24 protein-coding genes are annotated in these 26,204 nt (G+C 64.3%); 11 read left to right on the plus strand and 13 right to left on the minus strand.

The genetic code is table 11. From position 1 onward, the window contains the following. Nucleotides 1-27: 27 nt before the first annotated feature. The 3 genes from C2U40_RS18040 (at nt 28) to C2U40_RS18050 (ending at nt 4,519) form a co-directional block, all read left to right on the plus strand. Nucleotides 28-2,088, plus strand: a complete 2,061-nt coding sequence (locus C2U40_RS18040; RefSeq protein ID WP_233768789.1) for a hypothetical protein — start codon at nt 28-30, stop codon at nt 2,086-2,088. After that, complete coding sequence (locus tag C2U40_RS18045) at nt 2,058-2,783, plus strand: DUF3142 domain-containing protein (RefSeq protein WP_103828162.1); 726 nt, start codon at nt 2,058-2,060, stop codon at nt 2,781-2,783. Before C2U40_RS18040 ends, C2U40_RS18045 begins: the two co-directional genes overlap by 31 nt. Nucleotides 2,784-2,893: 110 nt before the next feature. Beyond that, nucleotides 2,894-4,519 (plus strand): hypothetical protein, encoded by a 1,626-nt coding sequence (locus C2U40_RS18050; RefSeq protein ID WP_103828161.1) that lies wholly within the window; start codon nt 2,894-2,896, stop codon nt 4,517-4,519. A gap of 21 nt (nt 4,520-4,540) precedes the next feature. Here C2U40_RS18050 and C2U40_RS18055 read toward each other — a convergent pair whose 3' ends face one another. Beyond that, a complete protein-coding gene (locus C2U40_RS18055) occupies nt 4,541-5,854 on the minus strand; it encodes a sodium-dependent transporter (RefSeq protein ID WP_049048160.1) in 1,314 nt (437 codons plus the stop codon). Between the two features lie 454 nt (nt 5,855-6,308). Between C2U40_RS18055 and C2U40_RS18060 the strand changes: the two genes are divergently transcribed. Then, complete coding sequence (locus C2U40_RS18060) at nt 6,309-7,025, plus strand: substrate-binding periplasmic protein (protein WP_103828160.1); 717 nt, start codon at nt 6,309-6,311, stop codon at nt 7,023-7,025. On the opposite strand, the gene C2U40_RS18065 is transcribed toward C2U40_RS18060, so the two are convergent. Beyond that, nucleotides 7,026-8,339 (minus strand): sodium-dependent transporter, encoded by a 1,314-nt coding sequence (locus C2U40_RS18065; RefSeq protein ID WP_103828159.1) that lies wholly within the window; start codon nt 8,337-8,339, stop codon nt 7,026-7,028. It lies immediately after the preceding gene. Between the two features lie 214 nt (nt 8,340-8,553). Then, the gene (locus tag C2U40_RS18070) at nt 8,554-9,393 is read right to left on the minus strand and encodes an isopenicillin N synthase family dioxygenase (RefSeq protein WP_024945812.1); all 840 of its coding nucleotides are present in this window, start codon (nt 9,391-9,393) and stop codon (nt 8,554-8,556) included. A gap of 208 nt (nt 9,394-9,601) precedes the next feature. Here C2U40_RS18070 and C2U40_RS18075 point away from each other — a divergent pair, with 208 nt between their 5' ends. After that, complete coding sequence (locus C2U40_RS18075) at nt 9,602-10,165, plus strand: DUF2799 domain-containing protein (RefSeq protein WP_011707344.1); 564 nt, start codon at nt 9,602-9,604, stop codon at nt 10,163-10,165. A 50-nt stretch (nt 10,166-10,215) separates the two neighbouring features. Here C2U40_RS18075 and C2U40_RS18080 read toward each other — a convergent pair whose 3' ends face one another. Next, entirely contained in the window at nt 10,216-11,037 is an 822-nt protein-coding gene (locus C2U40_RS18080; protein ID WP_103828158.1) for a Cof-type HAD-IIB family hydrolase, read from the minus strand. Nucleotides 11,038-11,321: 284 nt separating this feature from the next. Continuing rightward, nucleotides 11,322-12,563 carry an MFS transporter gene (locus tag C2U40_RS18085; RefSeq protein ID WP_103828157.1) on the minus strand — a complete coding sequence of 414 codons (1,242 nt, stop codon included), beginning with the start codon at nt 12,561-12,563 and terminating at the stop codon, nt 11,322-11,324. A 154-nt stretch (nt 12,564-12,717) separates the two neighbouring features. On the opposite strand from C2U40_RS18085, the gene C2U40_RS18090 reads away from it, so the two are divergent. Continuing rightward, entirely contained in the window at nt 12,718-13,338 is a 621-nt protein-coding gene (locus C2U40_RS18090; RefSeq protein ID WP_103828156.1) for a helix-turn-helix transcriptional regulator, read from the plus strand. Here the strand turns inward: C2U40_RS18090 and C2U40_RS26220 are convergent. Then, on the minus strand, nt 13,314-13,529 hold the full coding sequence (locus C2U40_RS26220; RefSeq protein ID WP_146054375.1) for a hypothetical protein: 216 nt from the start codon (nt 13,527-13,529) through the stop codon (nt 13,314-13,316). The genes C2U40_RS18090 and C2U40_RS26220 overlap by 25 nt on opposite strands. Before the next feature lie 117 nt (nt 13,530-13,646). Here C2U40_RS26220 and C2U40_RS18095 point away from each other — a divergent pair, with 117 nt between their 5' ends. Beyond that, nucleotides 13,647-14,123 (plus strand): Lrp/AsnC family transcriptional regulator, encoded by a 477-nt coding sequence (locus tag C2U40_RS18095; RefSeq protein WP_103828155.1) that lies wholly within the window; start codon nt 13,647-13,649, stop codon nt 14,121-14,123. Nucleotides 14,124-14,212: 89 nt separating this feature from the next. Here the strand turns inward: C2U40_RS18095 and C2U40_RS18100 are convergent, their stop codons facing one another. The 3 genes from C2U40_RS18100 to C2U40_RS18110 all read right to left on the minus strand — a co-directional run bounded on the left by C2U40_RS18100 (nt 14,213) and on the right by C2U40_RS18110 (nt 15,364). After that, on the minus strand, nt 14,213-14,530 hold the full coding sequence (locus C2U40_RS18100) for a hypothetical protein (protein ID WP_005304873.1): 318 nt from the start codon (nt 14,528-14,530) through the stop codon (nt 14,213-14,215). A 145-nt stretch (nt 14,531-14,675) separates the two neighbouring features. Then, the gene (locus C2U40_RS18105; protein WP_103828154.1) at nt 14,676-14,903 is read right to left on the minus strand and encodes a hypothetical protein; all 228 of its coding nucleotides are present in this window, start codon (nt 14,901-14,903) and stop codon (nt 14,676-14,678) included. A 35-nt stretch (nt 14,904-14,938) separates the two neighbouring features. Next, the gene (locus C2U40_RS18110) at nt 14,939-15,364 is read right to left on the minus strand and encodes a MarR family winged helix-turn-helix transcriptional regulator (protein ID WP_016351946.1); all 426 of its coding nucleotides are present in this window, start codon (nt 15,362-15,364) and stop codon (nt 14,939-14,941) included. 142 nt (nt 15,365-15,506) lie between these two features. Here C2U40_RS18110 and C2U40_RS18115 point away from each other — a divergent pair, with 142 nt between their 5' ends. The 4 genes from C2U40_RS18115 (at nt 15,507) to chrA (ending at nt 18,995) form a co-directional block, all read left to right on the plus strand. Further along, nucleotides 15,507-15,953 carry an organic hydroperoxide resistance protein gene (locus C2U40_RS18115; RefSeq protein ID WP_181014841.1) on the plus strand — a complete coding sequence of 149 codons (447 nt, stop codon included), beginning with the start codon at nt 15,507-15,509 and terminating at the stop codon, nt 15,951-15,953. A gap of 82 nt (nt 15,954-16,035) precedes the next feature. Next, nucleotides 16,036-17,040, plus strand: a complete 1,005-nt coding sequence (locus C2U40_RS18120; RefSeq protein ID WP_103828152.1) for an NADP-dependent oxidoreductase — start codon at nt 16,036-16,038, stop codon at nt 17,038-17,040. 242 nt (nt 17,041-17,282) lie between these two features. After that, entirely contained in the window at nt 17,283-17,726 is a 444-nt protein-coding gene (locus C2U40_RS18125; RefSeq protein WP_016351949.1) for a nucleotide triphosphate diphosphatase NUDT15, read from the plus strand. A 117-nt stretch (nt 17,727-17,843) separates the two neighbouring features. After that, nucleotides 17,844-18,995, plus strand: a complete 1,152-nt coding sequence (chrA, locus tag C2U40_RS18130; RefSeq protein WP_103828151.1) for a chromate efflux transporter — start codon at nt 17,844-17,846, stop codon at nt 18,993-18,995. An 80-nt stretch (nt 18,996-19,075) separates the two neighbouring features. Here chrA and msrB read toward each other — a convergent pair whose 3' ends face one another. The 4 genes from msrB to malQ all read right to left on the minus strand — a co-directional run bounded on the left by msrB (nt 19,076) and on the right by malQ (nt 26,115). Beyond that, nucleotides 19,076-19,468 (minus strand): peptide-methionine (R)-S-oxide reductase MsrB, encoded by a 393-nt coding sequence (gene msrB, locus C2U40_RS18135; RefSeq protein WP_103828150.1) that lies wholly within the window; start codon nt 19,466-19,468, stop codon nt 19,076-19,078. 56 nt (nt 19,469-19,524) lie between these two features. Beyond that, nucleotides 19,525-21,666: a glycogen debranching protein GlgX gene (gene glgX / locus C2U40_RS18140; protein WP_103828149.1), complete on the minus strand. Its 2,142-nt coding sequence runs from the start codon at nt 21,664-21,666 to the stop codon at nt 19,525-19,527. Next, nucleotides 21,666-23,843: a 1,4-alpha-glucan branching protein GlgB gene (gene glgB, locus C2U40_RS18145; protein WP_103828148.1), complete on the minus strand. Its 2,178-nt coding sequence runs from the start codon at nt 23,841-23,843 to the stop codon at nt 21,666-21,668. Before glgB ends, glgX begins: the two co-directional genes overlap by 1 nt. A gap of 82 nt (nt 23,844-23,925) precedes the next feature. Then, complete coding sequence (gene malQ / locus C2U40_RS18150) at nt 23,926-26,115, minus strand: 4-alpha-glucanotransferase (RefSeq protein WP_181014840.1); 2,190 nt, start codon at nt 26,113-26,115, stop codon at nt 23,926-23,928. Nucleotides 26,116-26,204: the final 89 nt, after the last annotated feature.

Consider the following 26,204-nt stretch of genomic DNA (forward strand, 5'->3'; position numbering starts at 1 on the left):
GCATCCCGACTCCTGCTGGAAGCGCCCATGAAATTGACTCCCCTGTGGCTGGCCCTGTGCAGCCTGCCCGCCCTGGCCTGCGGCCCGGATGGCTGCGAGACGCCGCTCACCCTACAACTGACCGCCGCCCAGTGCCATCTGAACGGGCTGCCGTTCCTCTCCCCCGACAACGACACCCGCACCAACCTGGCGCTGCTGCTGGCCGATGAGCAGGCCTTCTCGCTGCCCAAGGCGCCGCTGCCGCTGCCCTTCGCCATCGAGGATCTGCTCAACCCGGCCCTGCTCAACCCGACCCAAGCCGAGCCGGCCCCCGCCGTGCCGGATCCCCTGCTGGCGCTGGCCGCCGGTCTCGGCATCGAGCAGAGCACCACCCAGGCCGCCCTGGAGCGAGCCGCCGGCTGGAGCGAGGGGCGCTGCATCAGCAACAATCCGGTTGCGACCGAAGCCTTCCTGCAGGCGCTGGTCGACACCTCGGCGCTTGGCGCCGACGAGCGCAGCCAGCTGGCCCGCCAGCGGCTGGCCATGCTGGGCCAGTGCGCCCAGAAGATCGAAACGGCGCCGGAGGACAAGGCCATGCCGCTGTCGGCCGCCGGCCAGGGCTTTGCCGACTACCTGGCCGCCAGCCGACTCTTCTATCAGGGGGAGTTCGCCCAGGCCGATGCGCTGTTTGCCGCCCTCGCCGGGCAGGATCAGCCCTGGCTGAAAGAGACGGCGGATTACATGCGGATCCGGGTCGCCCTCAACCAGTCCCAGCAAAGCGCCTTCGATGACTGGGGCACCCTGGATCGCAACCAGATTGACCAGGCGGCCGTGCAGCGCGCCGAGCAGTTCATCGCCGACTATCGCAGCCGCTACCCAGAGGGGCGCTATCTCGACTCCGCCAACGGGCTGCTGCGCCGGCTCGCCTGGTTCAAGGGGGACGAGGCGGCGTTGGCCAGCCTGTTCCAGCAGGCGAGCCGCCAGCCGGGCAACCCGGAGCTGCTCAACGAAATAGACCTCAAGCTGCTGATGCAGCCCGGCTTCACCGGCTCATCCGCCATGCCGCAGCTGACCCTGGTGCAGGATCTGCGCCGGCTGCGGCTGCACGAGAGCTGGGACGAGTGGCAACCGCTGCAAAGCGGCGAGCTGACGCAGCAGAACGCCCAGTTTGCCAGCAACCCGGCCTGGCTCGCCTACCTGCAGCAGGCCGAGCGCTACTATCTGGCCAAGGATTATGCCGCCGTCATCGCCGCCGCTCCCGCCCTCGGCGAGGGGCCACTCGACAACCTGGCGTTCAGCCAGCAGGTGCTCAAGGGCATGGCGCTGGCGGCCAGTCAGGCGCTGCCCGAGGCGGAGCAGCAGTGGCGCGCCCTGCTCGCCAGCCAGCCCACCCCCTTGCAGGATCAGTTGTTGCAACTGGCGCTGGCCATGACCCTGGAACGGGCCGGCCGGCTGGAGCAGGTGTTCGCCAAGGAGAGCCCCATCCAGAGCGATCACTACCGCATTCCCCTGCTGGAGTACGTGGCGCCGGCCCCGCTGCTGCGCCGCATGGTGCAGGATGAGCAGGCCTCCGACACCCTGCGCCAGCGCGCCGGCCACACCCTGCGCTACAAGCAGCTGACCCACAGCGACTACCGGGGCTTCCTGCAGGATCTGGCGCTGGCTCCGCTGGCTACCCCGTTCGACTGGCAAGGGAGTCAGGAGTATCAGTGCCCGGCGCTCACGGCGGTGGTCACCACCCTGGCGGACAACCCAAAATCGCCCAGGGCGCTCAACTGCCTCGGCGAGTTTTTCCTGAGCCAGGGACTGGACTGGGATCCGCTTCTGCAGCGGCCGGGCGCCGACACCCTGGCGGGCAGCCGGGATCTGTTTGCCGGCCAGCAGCACAGCCGGCTCGACTGGTATCAACAGGTGATCGCCAGCCCCAATGCCGCCAAGGAGGAGAAAGCCTACGCCCTCTACCGCGCCATCAACTGTTACGCCCCGAGCGGCAACAACAGCTGCGGCAACCAGGAGATCCCACTCAGCCAGCGCAAGGGCTGGTTCAACACCCTCAAACGCCAGTACGGAACGAGCCAGTGGGCCAAGCAGCTCAAATATTACTGGTGATGCTGGCGCTGCTGAGCGCCGAGGCCAGCGCCGCCGTCGAGGCGAGCCACTACCGCCAGTTCTGGCTGTGGGCCGGGGTCAGGCCCCAGCCGGTGCTGCAACAGGCCGAGCGGCTCTATCTGCATCAGGGGGAGATAGGCCCGCTCGATGCGCGCCAGCCCGTGCGCTTTCAGGGGCAGGGCATAGCGCCGAGCAAGCTGCCGGTAAAGGAGCTCTGGCTCGCCTACCGGGTGGAGCGGCTCGACTGGGATGAGACCCTGCTCAAGAGCCTGACCAACCAGCTGGCGGCCTGGCAGCGCAAGGGCAATGAGGTGCGCGGCGTCCAGATCGATTTTGATGCCCGCACCCACCGGCTGGCGGACTATGGCGACTTCCTGCGCCAGCTCCGCCGCCAGCTGCCCGCCGACTGCGCCATCAGCATCACCGGCCTGCTGGACTGGACCCGCACCGGCGATGTGGCGACCCTCAACGCCCTCGCCGGCGTGGTCGACGAGCTGGTGGTGCAGACCTATCGCGGCCGCCGCACCGAGCCGGGCTACGCGCGCTACCTGCAGGCGCTGACGCGGCTGACCCTGCCCTTCAAGGTGGGGCTGGTGCAGGGAGGCGAGTGGGATCCAACGTGGGAGAGCAGGCTGGCCGACTCGGCGGCCTATCGCGGTGCTGTGGTGTTTCTCATCAACCCGCCAGGTGCCTGACGCCGGGGAAGAATTGACCGCCCCCAGGCTGGCGTCGAGCGTGGTAGCTCTTTGACTCCGGCAACATGCCATACTTGTCCGTACCCTGAACCAGCCAAGGAGCGCCAAGGATGCAGATCCTCCTGATCGAAGATGATGCCATGCTCAGCACGGCCCTCTCCCGAGGGCTGAATGAGCAGGGGATCACCCCCGCCCAGCTGACCCACTGCAAGGAGCTGGCAACCCTGCCCACCCTGCTGCGCCAGCAGTCGTTCGATGTGGTCATCTGCCGCCAGTATCACCATCAGGCCCGTGAGGGGGTGCGCTTGCTGCAGGAGGCCCACTATCTGGGTCTGCTCGAACCGGGCTGCGTGCTGCTGTTGCTGGACGAGGATCACGATCAGCTGCAGTTTCCTCCTTCCGACCTCTACTTTCCGCTGTTGCTGCCCATGCCGTTCACCGCCGATCAGCTCACCGCCAGCCTGCGCGAACTGGTGCAACTGACCGGGCTGACCCGCACCCTGCCCGCCCCGATGAAGCTCAGGGAGTGGCAGGTCAGCTGCGCCCTGTGCGAGGACCTGCTCTATCAACAGCAGAAGCACCGGGAGCTGGGGCCGCTGCTGGACCGGATCAAGGGCTACATGCTGCTGCAGCATCAGGATCACTTTCACGCCGCCCAGCACTACGCGGTCTGCACCACGGAGCACGACGCCTGGTGGCCGCGCAAGGGGTTGATCCATGCCCTGCTGGGGCTTAACAAGCTGGAGAGTGCGCGCAAGGATCTGGCCCGCAACCGGGAACGGCTGCCTGCCCCCCTGCAACTGGAGCTGGCGCTGGCCTGTCTGCTGCACGAGCGGCAATGGGAAGGGGCCTGGGACGTGCTCACCCTGCTGTTGCAAAAGCAGGCCTGGCAACCGGAGTGGCGCCAGGCGGCCATTCTGCTGGCGCTGCTGCTCAAGGACGAGGGCAAGGCGCTGGAGCAAGCCAACGCCCTCAGCCTGCGCTTCTTCGGCGATCACAAGTTCCGGGTGTCCATCGATAACTTCATCCTCAATGCCAGCCTGGCGGTGCTCTGGCACTATCCGAGCGCCGCCCGGATCAGTGCCTTGCAGCAGGAGTATCGCTACCTCAGCCAGGCGGTGACCCTGCGGGCCCACGAGGAGGCCCTGCTCAAGGCGCTGATGCTGAGCCTGGACTACCGCTTCGACGAGGCCCTGTTGCTGCTCGCCAAGCACCCGCCGGAGAGCGCGCGGGATCACCACCTCAACCAGCTGCTCGGCTTTGCCGTCAGCCAGTTCTGCGGCCTGCCCCACCACGCCCAGCGCTACCTGAGCCAGCTCAGCCAGTATCAGGCCAGGGTCGCCCCGGCCCCGCTGGTGCAGCAGCTGTTCAAGCAGGTCATCGGCGATTTCATGAAACAGCTGGAGCGGCGCGAACTGCGGCTGACCTACCTGCGCCAGGAACGGCAGCGGGCCAGCGCGGCGGGCCAGCACCAGCTGGCCGTGCAGTATGCGCTGACCCTGCAGGAGGAGTTCCCCGCCCTGCCCGGCGATGCCTGGCAACTGCTGGAGTTGCTGCAACTGTGCTGGCCGGCCGGCATGGCCGCCCCCAGGGTGGCCCTGCTGGTGGATCGGCTGGAACGGCGACTCAACCACAGCGCCTCCTTCATGGAGCACCACGCCGAGGAGTACCACAAGACCCTGCTGCAGATCCGCTCCCACCTCAATCCCCGCCTACCCACCACGCCCCCCAACTAGGCCCGGTCAGCCGGGCCGCGGTTACAGCAGCCCGCGCACCAGGATGCCGGCGATCAGCAGCGGCGCCACCAGCCGCCAGCACCAGAGCAGGCAGCCGCGCAGCAGCGGCGACAGACCGGCGGGCAGCACGGACTCACCCAGTCGCCAGCCCAGCAGCAGGGTCAGCACCAGGCCGAACAGCGGCATCATCAGGTTGGAGGTGAGGTAGTCCAGCAGATCGAAGATGGTCTTGCCGAACAGGGTCAGCTCGCTCCAGGGGCCGAACGACAGGCTGACCGGAATGCCGGAGGCCATGATCAGCAGGGTCAGCACCCGGCAGGCACCGCGCCGCGACCAACCCCACTCCTCGGTGGTGAAGCGCACCAGATGCTCCAGCATGGAGATGGAGGAGGAGAGCGCCGCCACCAAGAGCAGCAGGAAGAACACCACCGCCAGCCCCTGGCCGAACGGCAGATGGTTGAACACCGCCGGCATGGTCATGAAGGTGAGGCCTGGCCCGGCAGTGGGATCGATGCCGGTGGAGGCGAGCACCGGGAAGATCATCAACCCCGCCAGCACCGAGATGAGGCTCGCTAGGGTCACGACCCAGACGCCGGAGCGCAGCACGCCCTCGCTGCTCGGCAGATAGGCACCATAGGTGGTGTGCACGCCAAGACCGATGGAGAGGGAGAAGAAGGCCAGCCCCAGCGCGTCCAGTACGCCCTGACCGGTCAGCATGGAGAAGTCCGGCAGCAGGAACTGACGCACCCCGGCCATGGCGCCCGGCATGGAGAGACCAGTCACCACCAGCAGCATCATCATCACGAACAGGGCCGGCATCATCCAGCGCAGCGCCCGCTCCACCCCCTTCTGCAGGCCTCCCTGCACGAACCACCAGGTGAGCCCGGCAAACACCAGATGGGTCAGCACCGGCCACCAGGGGTGGCTGACATAGCCATTGAACAAGGCGGTCAGCGCCGTGCCCTCGCTCAGGTTGAGCTGCCCGCTCACCGCCAGCGCCGCGTAACCCACGGTCCAGCCGCCCACCACGCTGTAGAAGCTGTAGATGAAGAAGCCGCACAGGATCCCCATGTACCCCATCCAGCGCCAGTTCGGCCCCACCAGCTTGTGGAAGGCACCGAGCACCCCGCGCTGGCTGCGACTGCCGAGCAGGGTCTCACCCACCAGCACTGCCACCCCCAGGGTGAAGCTGAACAGCAGAAACATCAGCAGGAAGGCACCGCCGCCGTTGGTGGCCGTCACATAGGGAAACTTCCAGATGGCGCCAAGGCCGATCGCCGAACCGGCGGCTGCCAGCACATGACCGATACGGGAAGACCACTGAACCTGGCTCATACAACCTCCGGGCAAGACAACATCACATCGATACTCCATGGGTAACCGCGCTGGGCGGGGCAACAAAAAAGGCCGCCTGGTGGCGACCTTTGCAATGAACATTCAGACAAACTGCGCGTGCAAGGTCACCTCTCTTGCGAGCTAAAAAATCGACCGAACAGGGCAACGCGACGTGACATGAATAATCTGATCTGAATGCTGAAAAGGGATCACAGCCTAAACCATGGAAAGAAAAATTGACACAACATGACCAAACTTTTTTTCATGCGGCCAAAAAAAGTTTGTTTTCACCCGGCCGGCGCCAAAAATCAGCGCCGCAGCCTCCCCGCCCACGGCCTTGAACGATAATAGTCTTAGCTTGGACGGGGTCGACATGACCGATGGGGCCGACCTGCCCTGCCACTCCCTTGCGCAACATGGATGTACCGACGTGACGCACCTGACCGGATACTGGATGAAATGGCTGCTGCCCTGGCTACTGTTGCCCGGCCTGGCGCACGCCACGCAACCCCCGCTGACCCTGCTCAGCCACGAACTGCCCCCCTTTACCCACACCAGCGGCGGCAAGCTCGGCGGGCTGGCGGTGCAACTGGTGCAGGAGGCCCAGCAGGAGATGGGGGTCGACTACCCCATCAAGATCTACCCCCTCAAACGGGCGCTGGCGCTGACCAGGGTCGAGCCCGGCTTCGCCCTGTTCGTCATTCTGCGCACGCCCCAGCGGGAACCCCAGTTCAAGTGGGTGGGGCCGCTGTTTCTGAACCGGGTGGTGATCTACCAGACCAGGGGCAGCCAGCCGCTGACCGATCTGGCCCAGCTGCGCCAGCTGGCGCGGGTCGGCGTGCTGCTCGGCAATGCCGATGACGAGCTGCTCACCCGCGAGGGCTACACCAACCTAGTGCGCTGCCAGACCATAGAAGACGCCATCGAACGACTGATGCTCGGCAAGATAGATGCCTTCCCCATGGGGGAGCAGATCATGCCGGCCATCCTGGCCAAGATGAAGTTCTCCCCCCGCAGCGTGGTGAACTCAGGGCTGCTGCTGCAGGAACACTGGCTCTACATCGTCTTCTCGAAGAGCGAGGATGACGCCGTGATCGCCCGCTGGCAGGCGGCCATCGACAAGGTCAGGGACCGTCACCAACAGGCGCAGCAGCCCATCCGCCAACCCTGATTACACCAGCCCGCGCACCAGGATGCCGCCGATCAGCAGCGGTGCCAGCCAGCGCCAGCAGCCCATCACCAGGGTACGCCAGTGCAGCGCCAGCCCGGCGGGCAGCGCCTGACGACCCAGTTTCCAACCCAGCAGCAGGGTGAGCGCCAAGCCGAACATGGGCATCATCAGGTTGGAGGTGACGAAATCGAGCAGCTCGAAGATATTCTTGCCAAACAGGGTCACCTGCGCCCAGGGTCCGAACGACAGGCTGACCGGAATGCCGCCCGCCATCACCAGCGCGGTGATGAGGCCGCAGGCGGCCCGCCGTGACCAGCCCAGGCTTTCGCTGACGAAGCACTGCAAGTGTTCCAGCAGCGAGATGGCCGATGACAGCGCCGCCACCACCAGCAAGGCGAAGAACACCACCGCCAGCCCTTGGCCGAACGGCAACTGCTGGAACACCGCCGGCATGGTCATGAAGGTGAGACCCGGGCCGGAGGCGGGATCGATGCCGGTCGCCGCCAGCACCGGGAAGATCATCAAGCCCGCCAGCACGGCGATGAGGCTTGCCAGCAGCACCACCCAGAGGCTGGAGCGGCCAACCCCCTCGCTGGAGGGCAGGTAGGCGCCATAGGTGGTGTGAATGCCAAGGCCGATGGAGAGGGAGAAGAACGCCAGCCCCATGGCGTCGAGCACGCCGGACATGCCGAGCTTGCTGAAATCCGGCATCAGGAAGTGACGTACCCCGGCCATGGCGTTGGGCAGGGTAAGGCCGAAGGCCACCAGCATCAGGATCATGATGAACAGGGCCGGCATCATCCAGCGCAGGGTGCGCTCCACCCCCTTCTGCACGCCTCCCTGCACGAACCACCAGGTGAGCCCGGCAAACAGCAGGTGGGTCAGCACCGGCCAGAGCGGATCCCCCACATAATCGTTGAAGCGGGCGGTGAGGGCCGCGCCGTCACCCTGCTGCAGACTGCCCACCAGCGCCATGCCGGTATAGCCCAGGGTCCAGCCGCCCACCACGCTGTAGAAGCTGTAGATGAGCAGGCTGCTGAGCAGCCCCATGGCGCCGACCCAGCGCCAGCGCTTGCCCATCAGTGCACCGAAGGCCCCCACCACCCCGCGCCGGCTCAGGCTGCCGAGCAAGGTCTCCCCCATCAGCACCGCCACCCCCAGGGTGAAGCTGAACAGCAGAAACACCAACAGGAAGGCGCCACCGCCGTTGGCGGCCGTCACATAGGGGAACTTCCAGATAGCGCCGAGACCGACTGCGGAACCGGCGGCGGCCAGGATATAACCGAGCCGGGATGACCATTGGGACTGCTTCATAAGAACTCCAACCGTGGGGCCCGCCACAAGAGGCCCAGAATGACGCTCAGAGTACGGGGGGGGCTGCGCAATCACAACGCCGCTTATCTGGCTAAAACGCGGATTATTGGCAGCATAACCTAATTAAATTCCATTTAACGCGCAATCCTGCCAACAAATAAAAACCGGAGCAATTTTGCTCCGGTTTTACAGGGTGGTGAACCAGCTTTGGGGACTAGATCACCCCCAGCTCCCGCAGCCGCTCCATCAGGTAGCTGTGGGCGGTGTGACGCTCGGAGAGCACCACGTCCGGGCGCGGATGGAGGAACAGCGGCAGGGAGATGCGAGACTTGCTGGCGCTGCCGCCGGTCGGGTTGATGACCCTGTGGGTGGTGGAGGGGTAATAGCCGTGGGAGGCCTCCTGCAACATGTCACCGATGTTGATGATCAGGGTGCCAAAATCGCACGGCACGTCCATCCACTCGCCATCGGAACCCTTCACCTGCAGGCCCGGCTCGTTGGCGGCAGGCAGTATGGTCAGCAGGTTGATGTCTTCATGAGCGGCGGCGCGGATGGCACCCGGCTCCTCGGTGCCGTCGAACGGCGGGTAGTGCAGCACCCGCAGCAGGGTCTTCTGGCTTTCTTCGATCATGGAGGAGAGCGGGCAGCTGTAGTGGGCGGCGATGTCGCTCGGGGTGTACTGCTCGACCCAGCCCAGCAGCTCGGCCGCCAGGTTGTTGGCGAGGCGGTAGTACTCCATCGCCTGCTCTTTCAGCTCCGCCGGCATCTGGCCCCAGGGGTAGAGGTGGAAGTACTCCTTGATGTCCTTCTGGCTGTGGCCCTTGGCCACCTCGGACACGGAGGGCGGGAAGTAGCCGTCCTGGGTCTCGCGATTGAACAGGAAATCCTGCTTCTGCTCGCTCATGAAGAAGCGATACCAGTTGTCATAGATGGACTGCACCAGCTCTTTCGGGATGGGGTGATTGGTCAGTACCCCGAAGCCGGTGGTCCGCAGGGATTCGGTGAAGCGCTGCGCCGCATCGGGCGAGCGGTAATCGACGGTCAGGACTTTCATTATTTTTGTTACGCGCCAGTTAAAAGATGGCGCAGTTTACCCCGTGACCGGCAACAAGGAAAGGGCGCGGGTCGTCACGCCGCCAGCCCGCGCAAATAGTGACAAACCGCTCAGAAAACGGCGCCGGCCAGCACCGTTTTTCATCCCTTGTCCTGCCCCGGCATCCTCTCTAGAATGCCCCCATCATCCCTCTCGGAGCCCGTTGTCCATGTCCCCCAAGATCCTGTTGCTGACCCTGCCTTTCCTGCTCGCCGGTTGCAGCTCGCTGTCGGAAGAAGAGTGCCGCACCATGAGCTGGTACAACCTGGGTTATCAGGACGGTGAGCAGGGCAAGACCCGGGCCGCCACCCGCGACTACGTCTCGACCTGCGGCGAATACGGCCTCAAGGTGGACGAAGCGGAGTGGAAGCGGGGTTATGCCAAGGGGCTGGAGCTCTACTGCATTCCGGAGCTCGCCTACAGCAAGGGCAAGTCCGGCGCCGAGTATCAGGGAGTCTGTCCCAACGATGCCAGCTTCCTGACCCAGTACGATCGCGGCCGCCAGGAGTACCTGGTGGAGAAACAGCTCAGCGACCTCAAGAGCGACATGGAGCGGACCGAGCGCGACATCGAGACGCTGGAGCGCCAGATCCGCAACGAGAACGACAGCAAGCAGCGCGACTACTACCGCGCCCAGCGCGAGCGCGCCATCCGTCACTACGAGGGGCTGCGCCGTGACTACAACCGGATCCGCTTCCCGGATCGGGTGATCCAGTTCTCCTTCGGGAACTGACCAACAAAAAAGGGGCCGACATGGCCCCTTCCTGTTGCTGTTTCTGTCCCTCAGGCGGGCAGAACCCAGCGCTGCAGCGCCAGTGCGATGCCGTCTTCGTTGTGATCGGCGGTAACCCGATCCGCCAGCGCCTGGATCTGTGACGCCGCATTGCCCATGGCCACCGCCAGCCCCACCTGCTCGAACATGCTGATGTCGTTGTTGTTGTCACCAAACGCCACCACGTTCTCCATCGCGATCCCCTCGCTCGCCGCCCACTGGGCCAGCCGGTTGCCCTTGCTGCAGCCGGGTTGCACCAGCTCCACCGCATAGGGCGCCGCCCAGTCACGGGTAAAGGGCAACTGTTCGACCACCTTAGCCATGAAGTGATGGAGCAGGGCGGGATCCTGGTTGAACAGCTCCAGCTTCCAGACCGGCCGGCTGAGCCAGCTCGCCAGATCCTCCGCCGGCAGCAGGGAGATCTTGAGATGATCCGGCTGGCTCGCCGACCAGCGGCGCATCCGGGTCACATGCTCCTCGCAGCCGAGGTAGCCGATCCCCTCGTCGAGGTGGAACAGCGCCCCCATCTGGTGCGCCTGCACCTGCGCCAGCAGCCGGCTGAGGGGAGCCACCGCCAGCGGATCCCCGACCAGGATCTGCTCCTGCACCGGATCATAGAGGTAGGCGCCGTTGCTGCAGATGATGGGAGTGTCGAGGGCCAGCTCGTGATGGAAAGGACGGGCCGTCATGAAGTGACGCCCCGTCACCAGCAGCACCTTGATGCCGTGGGCACGGGCCTGGGCCAGCGCGGCCCGGGTGGCGGACGAGATCTTGTGATCCCGGGTCAGCAGGGTACCGTCCATGTCCAACGCAATGGCCTGAAAACGACTCATATCACCTCCAAAATGTCGAAACGGCTGGGGTACCATACAGTCCCGCTTCCAGTGCAATGGCCTGAAAACGACTCATGTCACCGCCAACATGTCGAAACAAATGCAGCGCCATACCAACCCGCTTTCAACGTAATGGCCTGATAACGATTCATGCCACCGCCCAAGGCTGAGCATAGCGGGGAGCACCGGGCGATCGGGCAAGCGAAGCAAAGAGCCATACCGTCCCAGAGTCGGCGCCACGATGCAAGCGCCGCTTGCCCCCTCCGCGTCGTTCTGTGATCCCGTCAGCCAGCTTCGACCTGAACGTCGAGCCGCTGCCGCCGATCCGCCGCCCGGCGCAGGCCATAGAAGCCGACAGCACAGAGCAGGCTGCACAGCGCCGCCAGATAGAAGGGCCACTCGGTGCCTGCCAGCAGCACCAGACTGCCGACCACCACCGCCAGGATCTCGCTGCCCACCGCCAGCCCGCGATAGAGCCCCATCGCCTGCCCCTGCTGCTCGGCATGGCTGCGGTTGGAGACCGCCACCGAGGTCGCCAGCTCTCCCAGACTCATGCCGATGCCGGTGGGAATAAAGGTGAGAGCCAGCCCCCACCAGTGGCCGGGCAGCACGAACATCAGCATGCCCGCCGCCATCACCAGATGACCGGCCACCCCCAGACTGCTGCCACGCCAATGACGAGCCAGGCGTGAGCCCAGCCAGGATCCCAGGATCATGGGCACGCTCACCAACACGGCGGCCTGCGCCAGCTGCACCGGATCCCAGGCCAGCCGCTCCACCAGCCAGACGTTGAAGTAGGTGAAGTAGAGCTGCACCGCGCCGTAGCTGAGCAGAGTCAGCACGAAGTAGGGCAGCAGCGCCGGTTGCAGCAGCAGCTGGCGGGAAGAGAGGGCCGGTGCCGGCTGCTCACTGCAGGCCGCCGCCGGCCGATTGGGCAGCAGCCAGAGCACCAGCAGCAGGTTGACCAGGGTCATGGCTACCGCCAGCCAGGCCGCCAGGCTGTAATCGCCGGACACCACAGCGGCATAGCCGCCGATCATGGGGCCCACCACCCAGCCCAGGTTCATGCCGATGTTGATCCAGGCGAAGCTGCGCGCCTTGGTTTTGGCGGTGCTCATGTCGGCCGCCATGGCCTGCACGATGGCGATGTCACCGTTGAAGAAGCCCTCCACCACCCGGCTCAGCAACAGCAGCGGCAAGGATCGCCAGGCGATCCCCAGCGCCATCAGGGCGTAGCCCACCAGCACGCCCACCAGACAGAGGGTCAGCACCGGCTTGCGGCCATGACGATCGGAGAGCTTGCCGAGCCAGGGAGCCCCTACCAGTTGAAACAGTGGATAGAGCCCCATGATGACCCCCAGCCACACCTTGCGGCTCCAGTCCGACGCTGCCGGCGTCAGCATGCCCTGGGCCGGATCCAGCAACAGCGGCGCCAGCACCGGAGACGGCAGACTGAAGCCCGCCACCGCCAGCGTCACCGTCATCACCAATACCCACAGGCTGGCCTGCCCCTTGATCCCTTCCATGTCCGCCCCATTAAATAAAGTTATTGGTTTATTTATGTTGGCAATCAAACCAGATTAAGTAAAGCGAATTGTTGATTTAAAAAATCCCCCTCCCCATAATGCTCTTATCCATGCCAGAACCGCGGCCGCACCTGCCGACGATGAGAGCCTTGCCATGAACGCCAGCACCGACAAGATATTGTTTCTGCTCAAGAGCCACGGCCCACAGAGTGCCGCCGAGCTGGGAGAGCAGTTGCAGATGACCTCCATGGGCGCTCGCCAGCACCTGATGACGCTGGAGGCCGACGGCTGGGTGAGTTTCAACGACGAGGCCCGCGGGCGCGGTCGACCGGTACGCTTGTGGCATCTGACCGAGCAGGCCTGGCAACGCTTCCCCGACAGTCACAGCGAACTGACGCTGCAGCTTATCGACAACATCCAGCAGCTGTTTGGCGAAGTGGGCATGGAGCGGCTGATCGCCCAGCGGGAGCAGCAACAGCTGGCCCGCTATCAGGCCCAGCTGACCCAGCCGACGCTGGCCGACCGGCTGGCGGCACTGACGGCGCAGCGCACGCGAGAGGGCTATATGGCGGACTTTCGCCAGGAGGAGGATGGCAGCTGGCTGCTGTGGGAGAGCCACTGCCCCATCTGTGCGGCGGCGCGGGCCTGTCGGGGTTTTTGTCGCAGTGAGCTGGAGATGTTTCGCCGCTTGCTGGCACCGGCCGGGGTGGAGCGGGAGCAGTATCTGCTGGAGGGGGATCACCGCTGCCTCTATCGCATCAGGCCGCAGCCCTGATCCGCAAACGCCAGAAACAACAAAGCAGGCGCCGGGATGCCTGCTTTGTTGCCTTCGGGGAGGGGATGCTCTCGTTCCAGCCCGTCCTTGCCCGATAAGGTGAGACGGCTGATGGGGTTGTTGACCCGGTAAGGTCCTTCACCACAGAGACCGGGTTGGGTTTCTGTCTTGCCACCGGAAGATGTAACCATGGTATCCCTGCCGGCACGGTGAGTGGTTGCGAAGTAGCATGTATTTTCAGTTGTTTTTGCAATAGTTCACCCTTAATCTAGGAAAAGTGAATTAGTAATTGCAACGAGGAACGGAGAATGCTGAAACTTGATCGCATAGACAGGCATATTCTGAAGTTGATGCAGGAGAATGGCCGCATCAGCAACCTGGAGCTGGCCGAGCTGGTCGGGCTCTCCCCCTCCCCCTGCTCCCGCCGGGTCAAGGCGCTGGAGGATGCCGGTCTCATCGACACCCACGTCACCCTGCTCAACGCCCGCCAGCTGGGGCTGACCCTCACCGCCTACATTCACATCTCCATGGACCGGCACACCCCGGAGCGGTTCGAAAATTTTGACCGCGCCATCAGTGAGCTGCCCGAAGTGCTCGAGTGTGACCTCATCACCGGCAACGACGCCGACTACCAGCTCAAGGTGGTGGTGCGGGACATGGAGCACTACCAGCACTTCCTGCTGGACAAGCTGACCCACATTCCGGGGGTGACCGGGGTGCGCTCCAGCTTCGTGCTGCGCCGGATCAAGCACAAGACGGCGCTGCCGCTCAACCATCTGGGCTGACCACCGGCCCTGATCGGCGGGCCAGACCAGATAAAAGAAGAGGAGGCCACTGGCCTCCTCTTCTTTTATCTGCAGTCAGCGACCTGTACTCAGACCGCTACCTGGCTGACATCCTGTACCTGCAACAGCCAGCCGGCCTGCTCCTGCTGGGGCTCGCCGCTGACCCGCAGCCGCTCACCGGTCGGCACCCACTGCCCCTGGGGCAGGGAGACCAGCAGGCTCTCGCTGCCGTTGTCGAACAGCCAGCGATCTTCACCCAGCGACTCGATCAGATAACCTTCCATCTCCACTCTGGACTCGGCTTGCCAGGATGGCGCAACGGAATCACGGCTCTCGATGAAATCCCCCTGAACACCAAAACTGGCCAGCCCCCACAGAATGGAGAGCCCAACCAACGATGATTGCATCTCGTCTCTCCTCTTTTGGAACTGTAGGGCCAGTATGGGAAGAGAAAACTGAGCGCACCATGAACAAGATGGCAAAGTGCCGACGGGATCGCGAAAAAAACCGGCCAGTCGGCCGGTTGTGTCATTTTATGGCGCCTGGATCACACTATTTGGCGGCTTCCTCTGCCATCCGTGCGGCTCTTGGCTTATTCGTCCACATGGCAACACCGCGATGATCCGCGCAGATCCCCTCCTCCACCACGGCCCGCACCCGGGTACCGTCCTTGCAGATAGCCTGCCAGGCATCGGCATCGTCGATGGCCATCGAAGGGGCATGGGAACCGGTACTGCAGGCGGTCAACAATAGGGTAAACAGGGGCAACAGGAGTTTCATGGGGTGGATCCTCAGGCTGGATGGATGGGCCGCACTCAGCGCCCCAGTTGCGCCGAAATGCGATCGCAGAGCTGCTTGAGCTGGGCCAGTTCAGCATCGGCCAGATCCACCTGATTGCGCAAGTTGTCCGCCAGACAGCACTCCCTCACCTCCTGCTGCAACTGACGGCCCGCCTCGGTCAGGCCAATGCATTTTTGCCGCTCATCCTCGCTGGAGACGGTGCGGGTCAACCAGCCCTTGCTCTCCAGCCGCTTGACGATGGGGGTCAGGGTGCCCGCATCCAGCCCGGTCTCCTGACCTATCTCCTTGAGGCTGACCTCGTCCCGCGCCCACAGCGACAACATCACCAGATACTGGGTGTAGGTGAGATCCAGCTTGTCCAGCAGCGGCCGATAGGCCCGCATCACTGCGTTGGAGGCGCTGTAGAGGGCAAAACAGACCTGCTTTTTCAATTCACTCATGGGGCACCTCGCTGACGACTGGGGCCAGTATACCCCAGGAAAATCGGGGGTCGAATAATTTGCACACAAAATAGTTGTCAGCCCGCACTTTCGGGATTAGTCTGGATTTACTTTGCACACAAACAAAATCAGAGACCCCGACATGAAGACGCTCTATCGCACTCAAGCCATCGCCCAGGCCGGCCGCAACGGTGAGGTTCACACCCTGGACAACAACCTGCAGCTGGCACTGGCCCTGCCAACCGCCCTCGGCGGCAACGGCAAGGGCAACAACCCGGAGCAGCTGCTGGCCGCCGGTTATGCCGCCTGCTTCTCCAATGCGCTGATCCACGTGGCCCACAAACTGGGCGCCCCTCTCTCCAGTGCTCCCGTCACCGCCGGAGTCGAGTTGCTGGCGCTGGACGATGGCCGCTTCAACTTCGCCATCACGCTGGACGTAGCGCTCGCCGCGACCCAACCTGAACAGGCGGCGCAGGCCGAGCTGATAGTGCGGCTGGCCTACCAGACCTGCCCCTTCTCCAACGCCATGCGGGGCAATGTGGTCACCCGGCTGCTGCTCAACGGCGCCCCGCTGGATGAGACCGTATGACCCGGTTCAGCCTCAACCCCTTGGAAATAGCCATGCTGGCGACTCGCAGGTTGCCAACCCCCCTTACACTGGAGAAAAAACCATGAATCAGTCCAGCCATCAGATCCAGCTGCTGCGTCGCCCGGTCGGCCTGCCCAGCCTGGCCGATTTCACCCTGACCGAGGTGGCCCTGCCCGAGCTGCAAGAAGGAGAGGTGCGGGTCGCCAACCAGTGGTTGTCAGTGGATCCCTACATGCGCGGTCGCATGAGCGAAGCCAAGAGCTACGTGCCCCCCTTCCCCCTCAACGGCCCCCTCGATGGCGGCGCCATCGGCGTGGTGGAAGCCTCCCGTCACCCGGACTTCGCAGTGGGCGACCGGGTGAGCAGCATGCTGGGTTGGCGCGATTGCTTCGTCACCAACGGCGCCCAGCTGACCCGCCTGCCCGACACCCGCTTGCCACCCCAGCTCTTTCTCGGCGCCCTCGGCATGCCGGGCATGACCGCCTGGACCGGGCTCAACCGTATCGCCAAACTGCAGGCCGGGGAAACCGTGCTGGTGTCGGCCGCCTCCGGCGCCGTCGGCTCCATGGTGGTGCAGCTTGCCAAACGGGCGGGGGCCCGCGTCATCGGCTCCACCGGGTCGGCCGACAAGGTGGCCTACCTCAAGAGCCTGGGGGCCGACGAGGTGATCAACTACCGTGAGACCCCGGATCTCGATGCCGAGCTGGCCCGGCTGGCTCCGGAGGGGATCCACGTCTACTTCGAGAACGTGGGGGGCGCCATGCTGGACGCAGCCCTCAACCACATGGTGGTGCACGGTCGCATCGTAATGTGCGGCCTCATCGAGCAGTACAACGGCCAGAGCGAGGCGAGCGGCCCGCGCAACCTCTCCCAGGTGATCCGCAAGCGCCTCACCATGCAGGGGCTGATCGTGTTCGATCACTGGCAGCACTACGGCGAGTTTCTGGCCGAGGTGACCCCGGCCTTCGACGCCGGCACCCTGCAGGCCGAAGAGACCGTCTATCAGGGGCTCGCCAGCATGCCGCAGGCCTTCATCGGGCTGTTCGAGGGGCGCAATACCGGCAAGATGCTGGTCAAGCTGGCGTGATCCGCAGCACTGGCGCCTGACGCCGCAGACTGCTTGCATGACGGGCCCATCCGCCCTAAGGTGGGCCCGTTTTTTATGGTGCAATTCGCAGTTTGTGCAAGGAGCCGCTCATGGGTTCCCTGCTTGTCTCGCGTCATCCCAGCAAGGAGCCCTTCTTATGTCTACCCCTATCCCCACGTCGGCGGTCGATGACAGAGTGATCCTGACCAACCCATTACCCCCCTCAGCAAGGAGCTCTTCTTATGTCTACTCCCTATCCCCGCGTCGGTGTCGGCGTGATCCTCACCAACCGCCAGGGCCAGGTGCTGCTTGGCAAGCGCAAGGGCAGCCACGCCCCCTACTGGTCCATCGCCGGCGGTCATCTGGAACTGGGAGAGACGTTCGAATCGGCAGCGATCCGGGAGGTGGCCGAGGAGACGGGTTTTCAGATCAGCAACCCCAGCGTCATCGCCGTCACCAACAACCTGGAGACCTGGCGTGAGAGCGGCCTGCACTATGTCTCGGTCACCCTGCTGGCCGAGGTAGAGGGAGAGCCCCAGCTGCTGGAGCCGGAGAAGTGCGAAGGCTGGGTCTGGTGCGATCCGCGCAATCTGCCCGAGCCCCACTTCGATGCCAGCCGCCAGTCTATTGCCTGCTGGCTTGCTGGCCGTTGCTATCTGCCACAACCAGGCCAGCCGACGGAGTGATCATTGCCTGCCGGCTAACAAGGCGCGGCAACCTGCCAGCAGCCCCCTGATTTGTCATAAAAAAGTCACCGCTTTGTCATATCATCGGGGCGATGATGACAACGAGGGAGTGAGGACGTGGGGCAGGTGTTTATTCAGTTTTTATGGTTGGGCTGTGTCAGCTTCGGCGGACCCGCCGCCCATATCGGCTACTTCCAGCGCACCTTCGTCGAGCGACTGGGCTGGCTGACCCAGGCCGAATTCGCCCAGTTGCTGGCCCTCTGCCAGCTGCTGCCGGGCCCCGCCTCCAGCCAGCTAGGCTTTGCCATCGGCCGCCAGCGGGCCGGGCTCGCTGGGGCGCTGGCCGCCTTCGCCGGTTTCACCCTCCCCTCCTTTCTGCTGTTGCTGGCCGCCGCCATCGGTCTGGGCCAGCTCGGCAACAACATCTGGCTCGATGCCGCCCTGCACGGCCTCAAGCTGCTGGCGCTGGTGGTGGTCGCCGATGCGGTGCTCACCATGAGCCGCCAGTTCTGCAAGACCACGCGCAATCAGGGGATCATGGTCGCCACCGCGGCCGCCCTCTGGTGGCAGCCCGGCCTGCTCACCCAGCTCGTCATGCTGGCAGGCGCTGCCCTGCTCTGTGCCCGCGTCGGAGAACCGCAAACACCAGGCCCACAGCCCTCACCCGCCCAGTCCATCCCTGTGCACCAACCCCACTGGCCCACCCTGCTGCTGTTTGCCCTGCTGTTTGTCGGCCTGCCACTGCTGGGAGGCCCCGTCGGCCAGCTGGTCGCCGACTTCTACCGGGCCGGCAGCCTGGTGTTTGGCGGCGGTCACGTGGTGCTGCCCCTGCTGGCGGAGAGCGTGGGCCACAGCCTCAACCAGCAGCAGTTTCTGACCGGCTACAGCCTGGCCCAGCTGGTGCCCGGCCCCATGTTTACCCTGGCGACCTATCTCGGTGCCCAGTTGCTGCCGGCCACCCCGGTGGGCGGCGCCCTGCTGGCGACCCTGGCGCTGTTCCTGCCCGGCTTTTTGCTGCTGTGGGCCATGGGCCCCTGCTGGCAGAGCTGGCTGGCCCGCCCTCGCCTCGCCGGCGCCGTCGCCGGCATCAACGCCGCCGTGGTGGGTCTGCTGCTGGCGGCGCTCTATCAGCCGGTCTGGCAGAGCGCCGTGCTGGCCCCCACCGACCTGGCACTGGCCGCCGTCGGCTTCTATCTGCTGCGGGGACTCAAGCTGCCCATTCTGGCGCTGGCTACCCTGCTGGTGGTCGCCACCCTGCTGCTGGCCTGATAGGCCCTGGCAGCGGCCACAAAGAAACGGCCCCCTGCCAAGGCTGGGGGCCGTTTTTGCATGCATGCCGGGCGCCAGACTCAGGACTCGGGATCGAAATCCAGACTCAGGCTGTTGACACAATAGCGCTGACCGGTTTCGGTCGGCCCGTCCGGGAAGACGTGGCCGAGGTGGGAGCCGCACTGGCTGCAGGTGATCTCCACCCGCTTCATGCCGTGGCTGCCATCCTCGGTGTAGGTCACGGTCCCCTCGATGGCCCGATCGAACGAGGGCCAGCCGCAGCCCGAGTCAAACTTGGCATCCGAGTGGAACAGCACCTGCTTGCAGCAGACGCACAGGTAGTCGCCGCTCTTGCGGTTGTGGAGCAGGGCGCCGCTGTAGGGACGCTCCGTGCCCTTCTCCCAGCAGACGTGATACTGCTCGGCGCTCAACTGCCGGCGCCACTGCTCGGGGTTGAGGGTGTTGCCGCTCATACTGACTCCTTGCCGTGAATATCGGTGCCCAGCATACCCAGTCAGGGCGCCGCGCTCTACCCCGCCAGCGGGAACTGTGATCCGCTTGGCAACACGACGGCAACATCCGGGGTGGCGACCACCCCCTCCTCGGCCAGTGCCACCGCACTCAGGGCGACCCGCTCCAGCAGCTTGAGGGAGTGGGCCCGGCCCACCGCCACCTGCCGCTTGATGTCATCGGGCAGGAACGGCAGCCCGTCGTTGGTGGCGGTATCGATGGTCTGGATCCACTCCAGCCCCTCCCCCGGCGGCGGCAGACGGAACTGGATGTCGTAGTCGCTGGCGTTGAACAGTACATACCAGCGCTCCCCGCCGCAGCCGATCATGCCGATGTCCATGGCAAACGCCTGCCCCATGGGGGCGTGCCAGTCCTGATCGGTGAGCTGATGGCCGTCCGGGTGATACCAGTTGACCTGGTGGCAGCTGCTGGGGGCGCCGTTCCAGCTGTCGTCGCTCAGCTGCAGATTGGAGAAGACGGTGGACTCCGCCCGCAGCGCCAGCATCTGCTGGGTGAAGGCGAGCAGCCGCTCATCCTCCGGCCGCCACTGCCAGTTGACCCAGCTGATCTGGTTGTCCTGGCAGTAGGCGTTATTGTTGCCGAGCTGGCTGCGGCCCATCTCGTCGCCGGCGAGGAAGTGCGGGGTGCCTTGCGACAGCAGCAGGGTGGCGATCAGGTTGCGCTTCTGCTGCTGGCGCAGGTTGTTGACCCGCGGATCCAGAGTCGGCCCTTCCACCCCGTGGTTGTTGGAGAGGTTGTTGCCGTGGCCGTCCCGGTTGTCCTCACCGTTGGCCTGGTTGTGGCGCTGGTTGTAAGAGACCAGATCCTCCAGGGTGAAGCCGTCGTGATAGCAGAGGTAGTTGACGCTGGTATGGGGGGAGCGCCAGTTCTTCGGGAACAGATCCCGTGAGCCGACCAGCCGGGTGGCAAAGTCCCCCATCTTGCCCGCATCGCCGCGCCAGAAGGCGCGCACCGTGTCGCGGTAGCGGTCGTTGATCTCCAGCCATTGGCTCGGGAACTGGCCGAGCCGGTAGCCGAACGGGCCGATATCCCAGGGCTCGGCGATGAGCTTGACCCGTGCCAGCTCGGGGTCCGCCATCATGGCCTTGAAGAAGGCCCCCATGGGGTCGAACTCGCCCGCCTCGCGCGCCAGGGTGACCGCCAGATCGAAGCGAAAGCCATCCACCTGCATCTCGGTGACCCAGTAGCGCAGGGCGTCGAGCACCAGCCGCAGGCTGTTGGGGTGATCCAGATTGACGCTGTTGCCGCAGCCGGTGACGTTGGCGTGGCGAGTGTAATCGGGGCCGTGGGCGCCCGCCTCGAAGGCGTAGTAACCGGCGTTGTCAAAGCCCTTGAAGGAGAGCATGGGGCCGTCGAAGCCCGACTCCGCGGTGTGGTTGTAGACCACATCCAGGATCACCTCGAGCCCGGCCTTGTGCAGCTCGCGCACCATGGTCTTGAACTCGGTCACCGCCTCCTGCGCCGCATAGCGCGGCTCGGGGGCGAAGAAGGCGATGGGGTTGTAGCCCCAGTAGTTGGTCAGCCCCAGCTGCTCGAGCCTGGGCTCGGACATGAAGGCTGCCACCGGCATCAACTGCACCGAGGTGATGCCGAGGGATTTGAGATGCTCGATGATGAGCGGGTGGCAGATGCCCAGATAGGTGCCGCGCAGCTCGCTCGGCACCCCCTGATGCTGGCGGGTGAAGCCCTTGACGTGGGTTTCATAGATGACGGTGCGGGCCGGCTCGATGGCGGGCTTGCCCACCCCCTGCCAGTCGAAGGCGTCATCCACCACCACGGACTTGGCCACCATGGCCGCGCTGTCACCCTGATAGAGGGCATCATCCCAGTGGGTCGGGCGACTGAGCGCCTTGGCATAGGGGTCGATCAGCAGCTTGTCCGGGTCGAACAGCATCCCCTCCTGCGACGTGCCGTGCACCCGGTAGCCGTAACGCTGACCGGCCTTGACGCCGCGCACATGGCCGAAGCGGTACTGGCCGCGCCGGCCGGGCAGCTCGAGGCGGGCCAGCTCCCGCTCCTGCTCGTCGAACAGGCAGAGCTCCACCTTGTCCGATTGCGGCGCCCAGACGCAGAAGTGACAACCCGTCTCGTCGAGCAGGGCCCCCAGCGGATGGTCCTGCCCCTTTTCCATTGCGAACATCAAGACTCCTGTTTGATGAACAAGGTCGCGAGCGGCGGCAGATCCAGCACTATGCTGTGCGCCATCCCCTGCCAGGGGGTCGGCTCGGCGACGAAGACCAGACCCACATCATAGTTGCTGCCCCAGTAATGCTCGCTGTCGGTGTTGAGCACTACCCGGTAGTGACCGGCCGTCGGCACCCCGAGCCGGTAGGCAAGCCGCGGCACCGGCGTGAAGTTGCAGGCCACCACCAGCGGGTTGGCCCCCTGCTTGTCGGCCCGCAGCCAGGCAAAGATGCTGTTGTCGGCGTCGTTGTGATCCAGCCAGCGGAAGCCGTTCTGCTCATAATCCGCCTGATACAAGGCAGGTTCATGACGGTAGAGGTGGTTGAGATCGTGGATCAGCCGCTGCTGGCCGCCGTGCTTGGGATACTGCAGCAGGTGCCAGGGCAGCTGGGCATCGTGATTCCACTCGTTGCTCTGGGCGATCTCGGTGCCCATGAAGTTGAGCTTCTTGCCGGGATGGGCATACATGAAGCCCATGTAGGCGCGCAGGTTGGCCGCCTGCTGCCACTCGTCCCCCGGCATCTTGTAGAGCATGGAGTGCTTGCCGTGCACCACCTCGTCGTGGGAGAGCGACAGGATGAAGTTCTCGTCATAGTGGTACACCATGGAGAAGGTCATGTCGTTGTGGTGGTAGCGACGGTGAATGGGCTCTTTCTGCATGTAGGTGAGGGTGTCGTGCATCCAGCCCATATTCCACTTGAAGCCAAAACCCAGGCCCCCCAGGAAGGTGGGACGGGAGACCCCGGCAAAGGCGGTGGACTCCTCGGCGATGGTCATGGCGTGGGGGTACTTGCCGTACACCTCCTCGTTGGTCCACTTGAGCAGACTGATCGCCTCGTAGTTGTGGTTGCCGCCATCGACGTTGGGCACCCACTCGCCGGCGTTGCGCGAATAGTCCAGATAGAGCATGGAGGCGACCGCATCCACCCGCAGGCCGTCGACGTGGAACTTGTCGAGCCAGAACAGGGCGCTGGCCACCAGGAACTGGCGCACCGTATTGCGACCGAAGTCATAGATGTAGGAGTTCCAGTCCGGGTGCCAGCCGCGGCGCGGGTCCTCGTACTCGTAGAGCGGGGTGCCGTCGAAGCGGGCCAGCCCGTGGGCATCGGACGGGAAATGGGCGGGCACCCAATCGAGGATGACGCCAATGCCGGCCTGGTGGCACTGATCCACGAAGTATTTGAAATCATCAGCCGTGCCGTAGCGGCTGGTGGGCGAGAACATGCCCACCGGCTGATAGCCCCAGGAGCCGCTGAACGGGTGCTCTGAGACCGGCAGCAGCTCGATGTGGGTGTACTCCATCCCCTTGACGTAATCCACCAGCTCCACCGCCAGCTCGCGCCAGCTCAGGCTGTCGCCGTTGGGGTGGCGCTTCCAGGAGCCGACGTGCAGCTCGTAGATGGAGAGCGGCTGCTCGCGCTTGTCGTTGAGCTGGCTCTCGCGCCAGGTGGCATCCTGCCACTGGTACTGGTCGTGGTCATAGACCACGGAGGCGAACGACGGATACTGTTCGCAGTAGAAACCGACCGGGTCGCTCTTGTGAGGCAGACGATGACCGGCAGGATCCTTGAGTTCAAACTTGTAGCGATCTCCGGCCTTGAGGCCCGGCACGAACAGCACCCAGTGACCACACTGGCTGCGCTGCATGGGGTGGCGGCGGCCATCCCAGAAGTTGAAATCACCGATCAGGCTCACGGCGGTGGCGCTCGGTGCATAGACGGCAAAACGCACCCCCTCCACGCGCACGCCAAGGTGCTCAACGCTGCGCAGTTGTGCGCCAAGCGTGTGGTAGATGTTTTCCGGCTGGGAGGTCAGTTCTGCCAGACCGGCCCAACCCGCATCCTGAAACTGGTAGGGGTCGACGAACTCGGCTTTGGCATCGGGATAGTCGGCGAGCAACTGGTAGGGAAAGGGATTCTTGCGGCGGGTGAAAACAGTTTCAAAAAGGCCCGATTCATCGGAGGGCGCCAGGGTGGCAACGATTTTGCCCGACTTGAGATCCCTGACGCGCACCTCGAGGGCATCCGGCAACCAGGCGGTCAGTTTGAGGCCAGGCCCATCCGGGTTGGCCTGCAGGCCTAAATGAGAGAAGGGATCGGCACAGCGGGCAGCAACCAAACGTTCAACGAGCATCGAGATTTCCTTTCATAGCTGAGCATCCGCTCCGGCCAGGGCCGAAGCGGATGTAAGTGAGTCACGTTTTGTCGGCAGTGGCTCAACGACTGGCCTCATCACGGGCCTGGCTCATCTTGCCTGCCAGCGCCTTGAGCGCTTCATTGGCAAAAATATCCTCCAGATCGGTGGACAGCTTGCGACGCCAGTTGGGGTATTCATAACTGGTGCCCGGCACGTTGACCGGCTTGTCCATCTCCAGCCAGTCTTCCAGCTGGGTGCTGAACAGGGCGCAGCTGCCGCGGGACATATGCAGTTGCAGACCATGGTTAAGCTCGGTATTCATGCCGACCCAGTTCACGTCATGGCTGATGTCGTCAGAGATTACCCCATGGGCATGCAGGCTGTCGAGGATCCGCTGCTTGGCCTGGTGGCGATCAGCATACAGGGTCTTGAGCACGTCTTCATCCGGATACAATCCCAACTCGCGACCCAGCGCCAGATCGTCGCAATGCCAGAAGCCCTTGAGGGTCGGCATGTCGTGGGTGGTCAGGGCAGACATCGCCTGCTCGGTGTAGTGAGCGGGGGAGATGAAGCCGCCATCGGCCTTGGAGCGCTCGAAGAAGAACACCTTGTAAGAGTGGACGCCGTTCTCTTTCAGGGTCACGTCTATGCCTTCCGGTACAGTCCCCAGATCCTCGCCGATCAGCAGGCACTGATTACGATGGGATTCGAGCGCCAGGATCCCCAGCAGATCGTTGACCGGATAATAGATGTAGGCCCCCTTGGCGGCAGACTCTCCGGGCGGCACCCACCACAGGCGCAGCAAGGCCATCACGTGGTCGATGCGCAGCGCGCCGCAGGAGCGCATGTTGGCGCGGAACAGATCCACCATGGGCTGATAGGCCGCCTCGAACAGCTGGTTCGGATTCATGGGGGGCAGGCCCCAGTTCTGGCCAAGCGGGCCCAGGATGTCGGGCGGCGCACCGACCGAGGCTTTCGGGCAGTAGAGATCCCGGTTGGCCCAGATCTCGGTGGAGCCTTCGGAGACGCCCACCGCCAGATCACGGTAGATCCCCATCACCATGCCGGCCGCCTTGGCGCGGGCATCGGCTTGCGCCAGCTGCTCATCGGCCAGGAACTGCAGATAGAGATAGAAGTTCACATCCTGCTGGTGCGCGGCGACCCAGGTGGCCACCTCGGGGTTGTGGTAATCGCGGTACGCATCGGGCCATACCGGCCAGCCCCAGGCGTTTTCGCCCTTGCCATAGAAATGGGCCTGCAGGGCATCGAAAGCCGCCTGCTGTTGCAGACTGTCGCCACCGGCCGCCACAAAGGCATCGAGACTGGCCTGGCGCTCGGCACTGAAACTGGCTTGGTCGAACACCTGACGCAGCATGCCGATCTTGGTATCGATGACGCCGGTATAATCCACATTGCTCTTGGCACGCAGTTCGTTCAGGTGTTGCTGGAAGGCCGGATTGGCTACCTCCGCCTTGAGCCGATCGTTGGCCAGAAACTCGGGCACAGCTTCCACGTTGATATAGGCCACATTGAGCCAGCGACGGGAAGAGGGGCTGTAAGGGCTGGCACTCTCGGGGTTGGCTGGATAGAGGGCATGAATGGGGTTCAGGCCGACGAAGTGGGCCCCCCAGGCGGCCGCTTTCTCGACCAGCTGGCCGAGATCGCTGAAATCGCCTATGCCCCAGTTGTGGCGGCTGCGCAGACAGTAGAGCTGCACGCTCGGGCCCCACACCTTGCGGCCTTCGGCGATGGGAGCCTGCTTGTAGCACGCCTTGGGCGCGACGATGAGACGCATGCTGGCAAGTGGCTCATCGTTGCCCTCCTCCAGCAGGGTCAGCTGGTGATAACCAAGCTCTGGCTGTACATCCAGCGCCACGCGATAGGCCTGGCACTCCATCTCTTCGAATTCGGCGACGCCAACCAGCTCACCCTCGATGGGGGTGAGCTGACCGGACAGCACAGTCCCCTGTTCCAGCACGAGCTGCCAGGTGAGGGCATCATTGACGAAATCGATGGGCAGGCGAACGTCGAGGGTGATGGGCTCACCGCTGCGGACCACCATCACGGGATCCAGCGCGCGCAACCAGTGCTGGCGATGCTCCTCTTCCAGCTGCTCGGTCAGGGCGACCTCGTCATCGACGCGATAACCCATGGCGCCCAGCATGGCGGCCTTGCTCTCTTCGGATACCTGGGCCGGGTGGCCCCAGGCATCAACATACTCACTGGCGATGCCTTTGGCGGCAGCCAGCTGTTCAATCAGGGTGGTCATAGTTTGAGAATTCCCGCTGTGGATTCTATCTATACTATTTTGATTAATTTTTATGGGTGGTACTTGAACAGTGGCTTTTCGGCCATGCT

Origin of the sequence: Aeromonas sp. ASNIH4 (assembly GCF_002934425.1) — a bacterium.
Taxonomy (GTDB): domain Bacteria; phylum Pseudomonadota; class Gammaproteobacteria; order Enterobacterales; family Aeromonadaceae; genus Aeromonas; species Aeromonas hydrophila.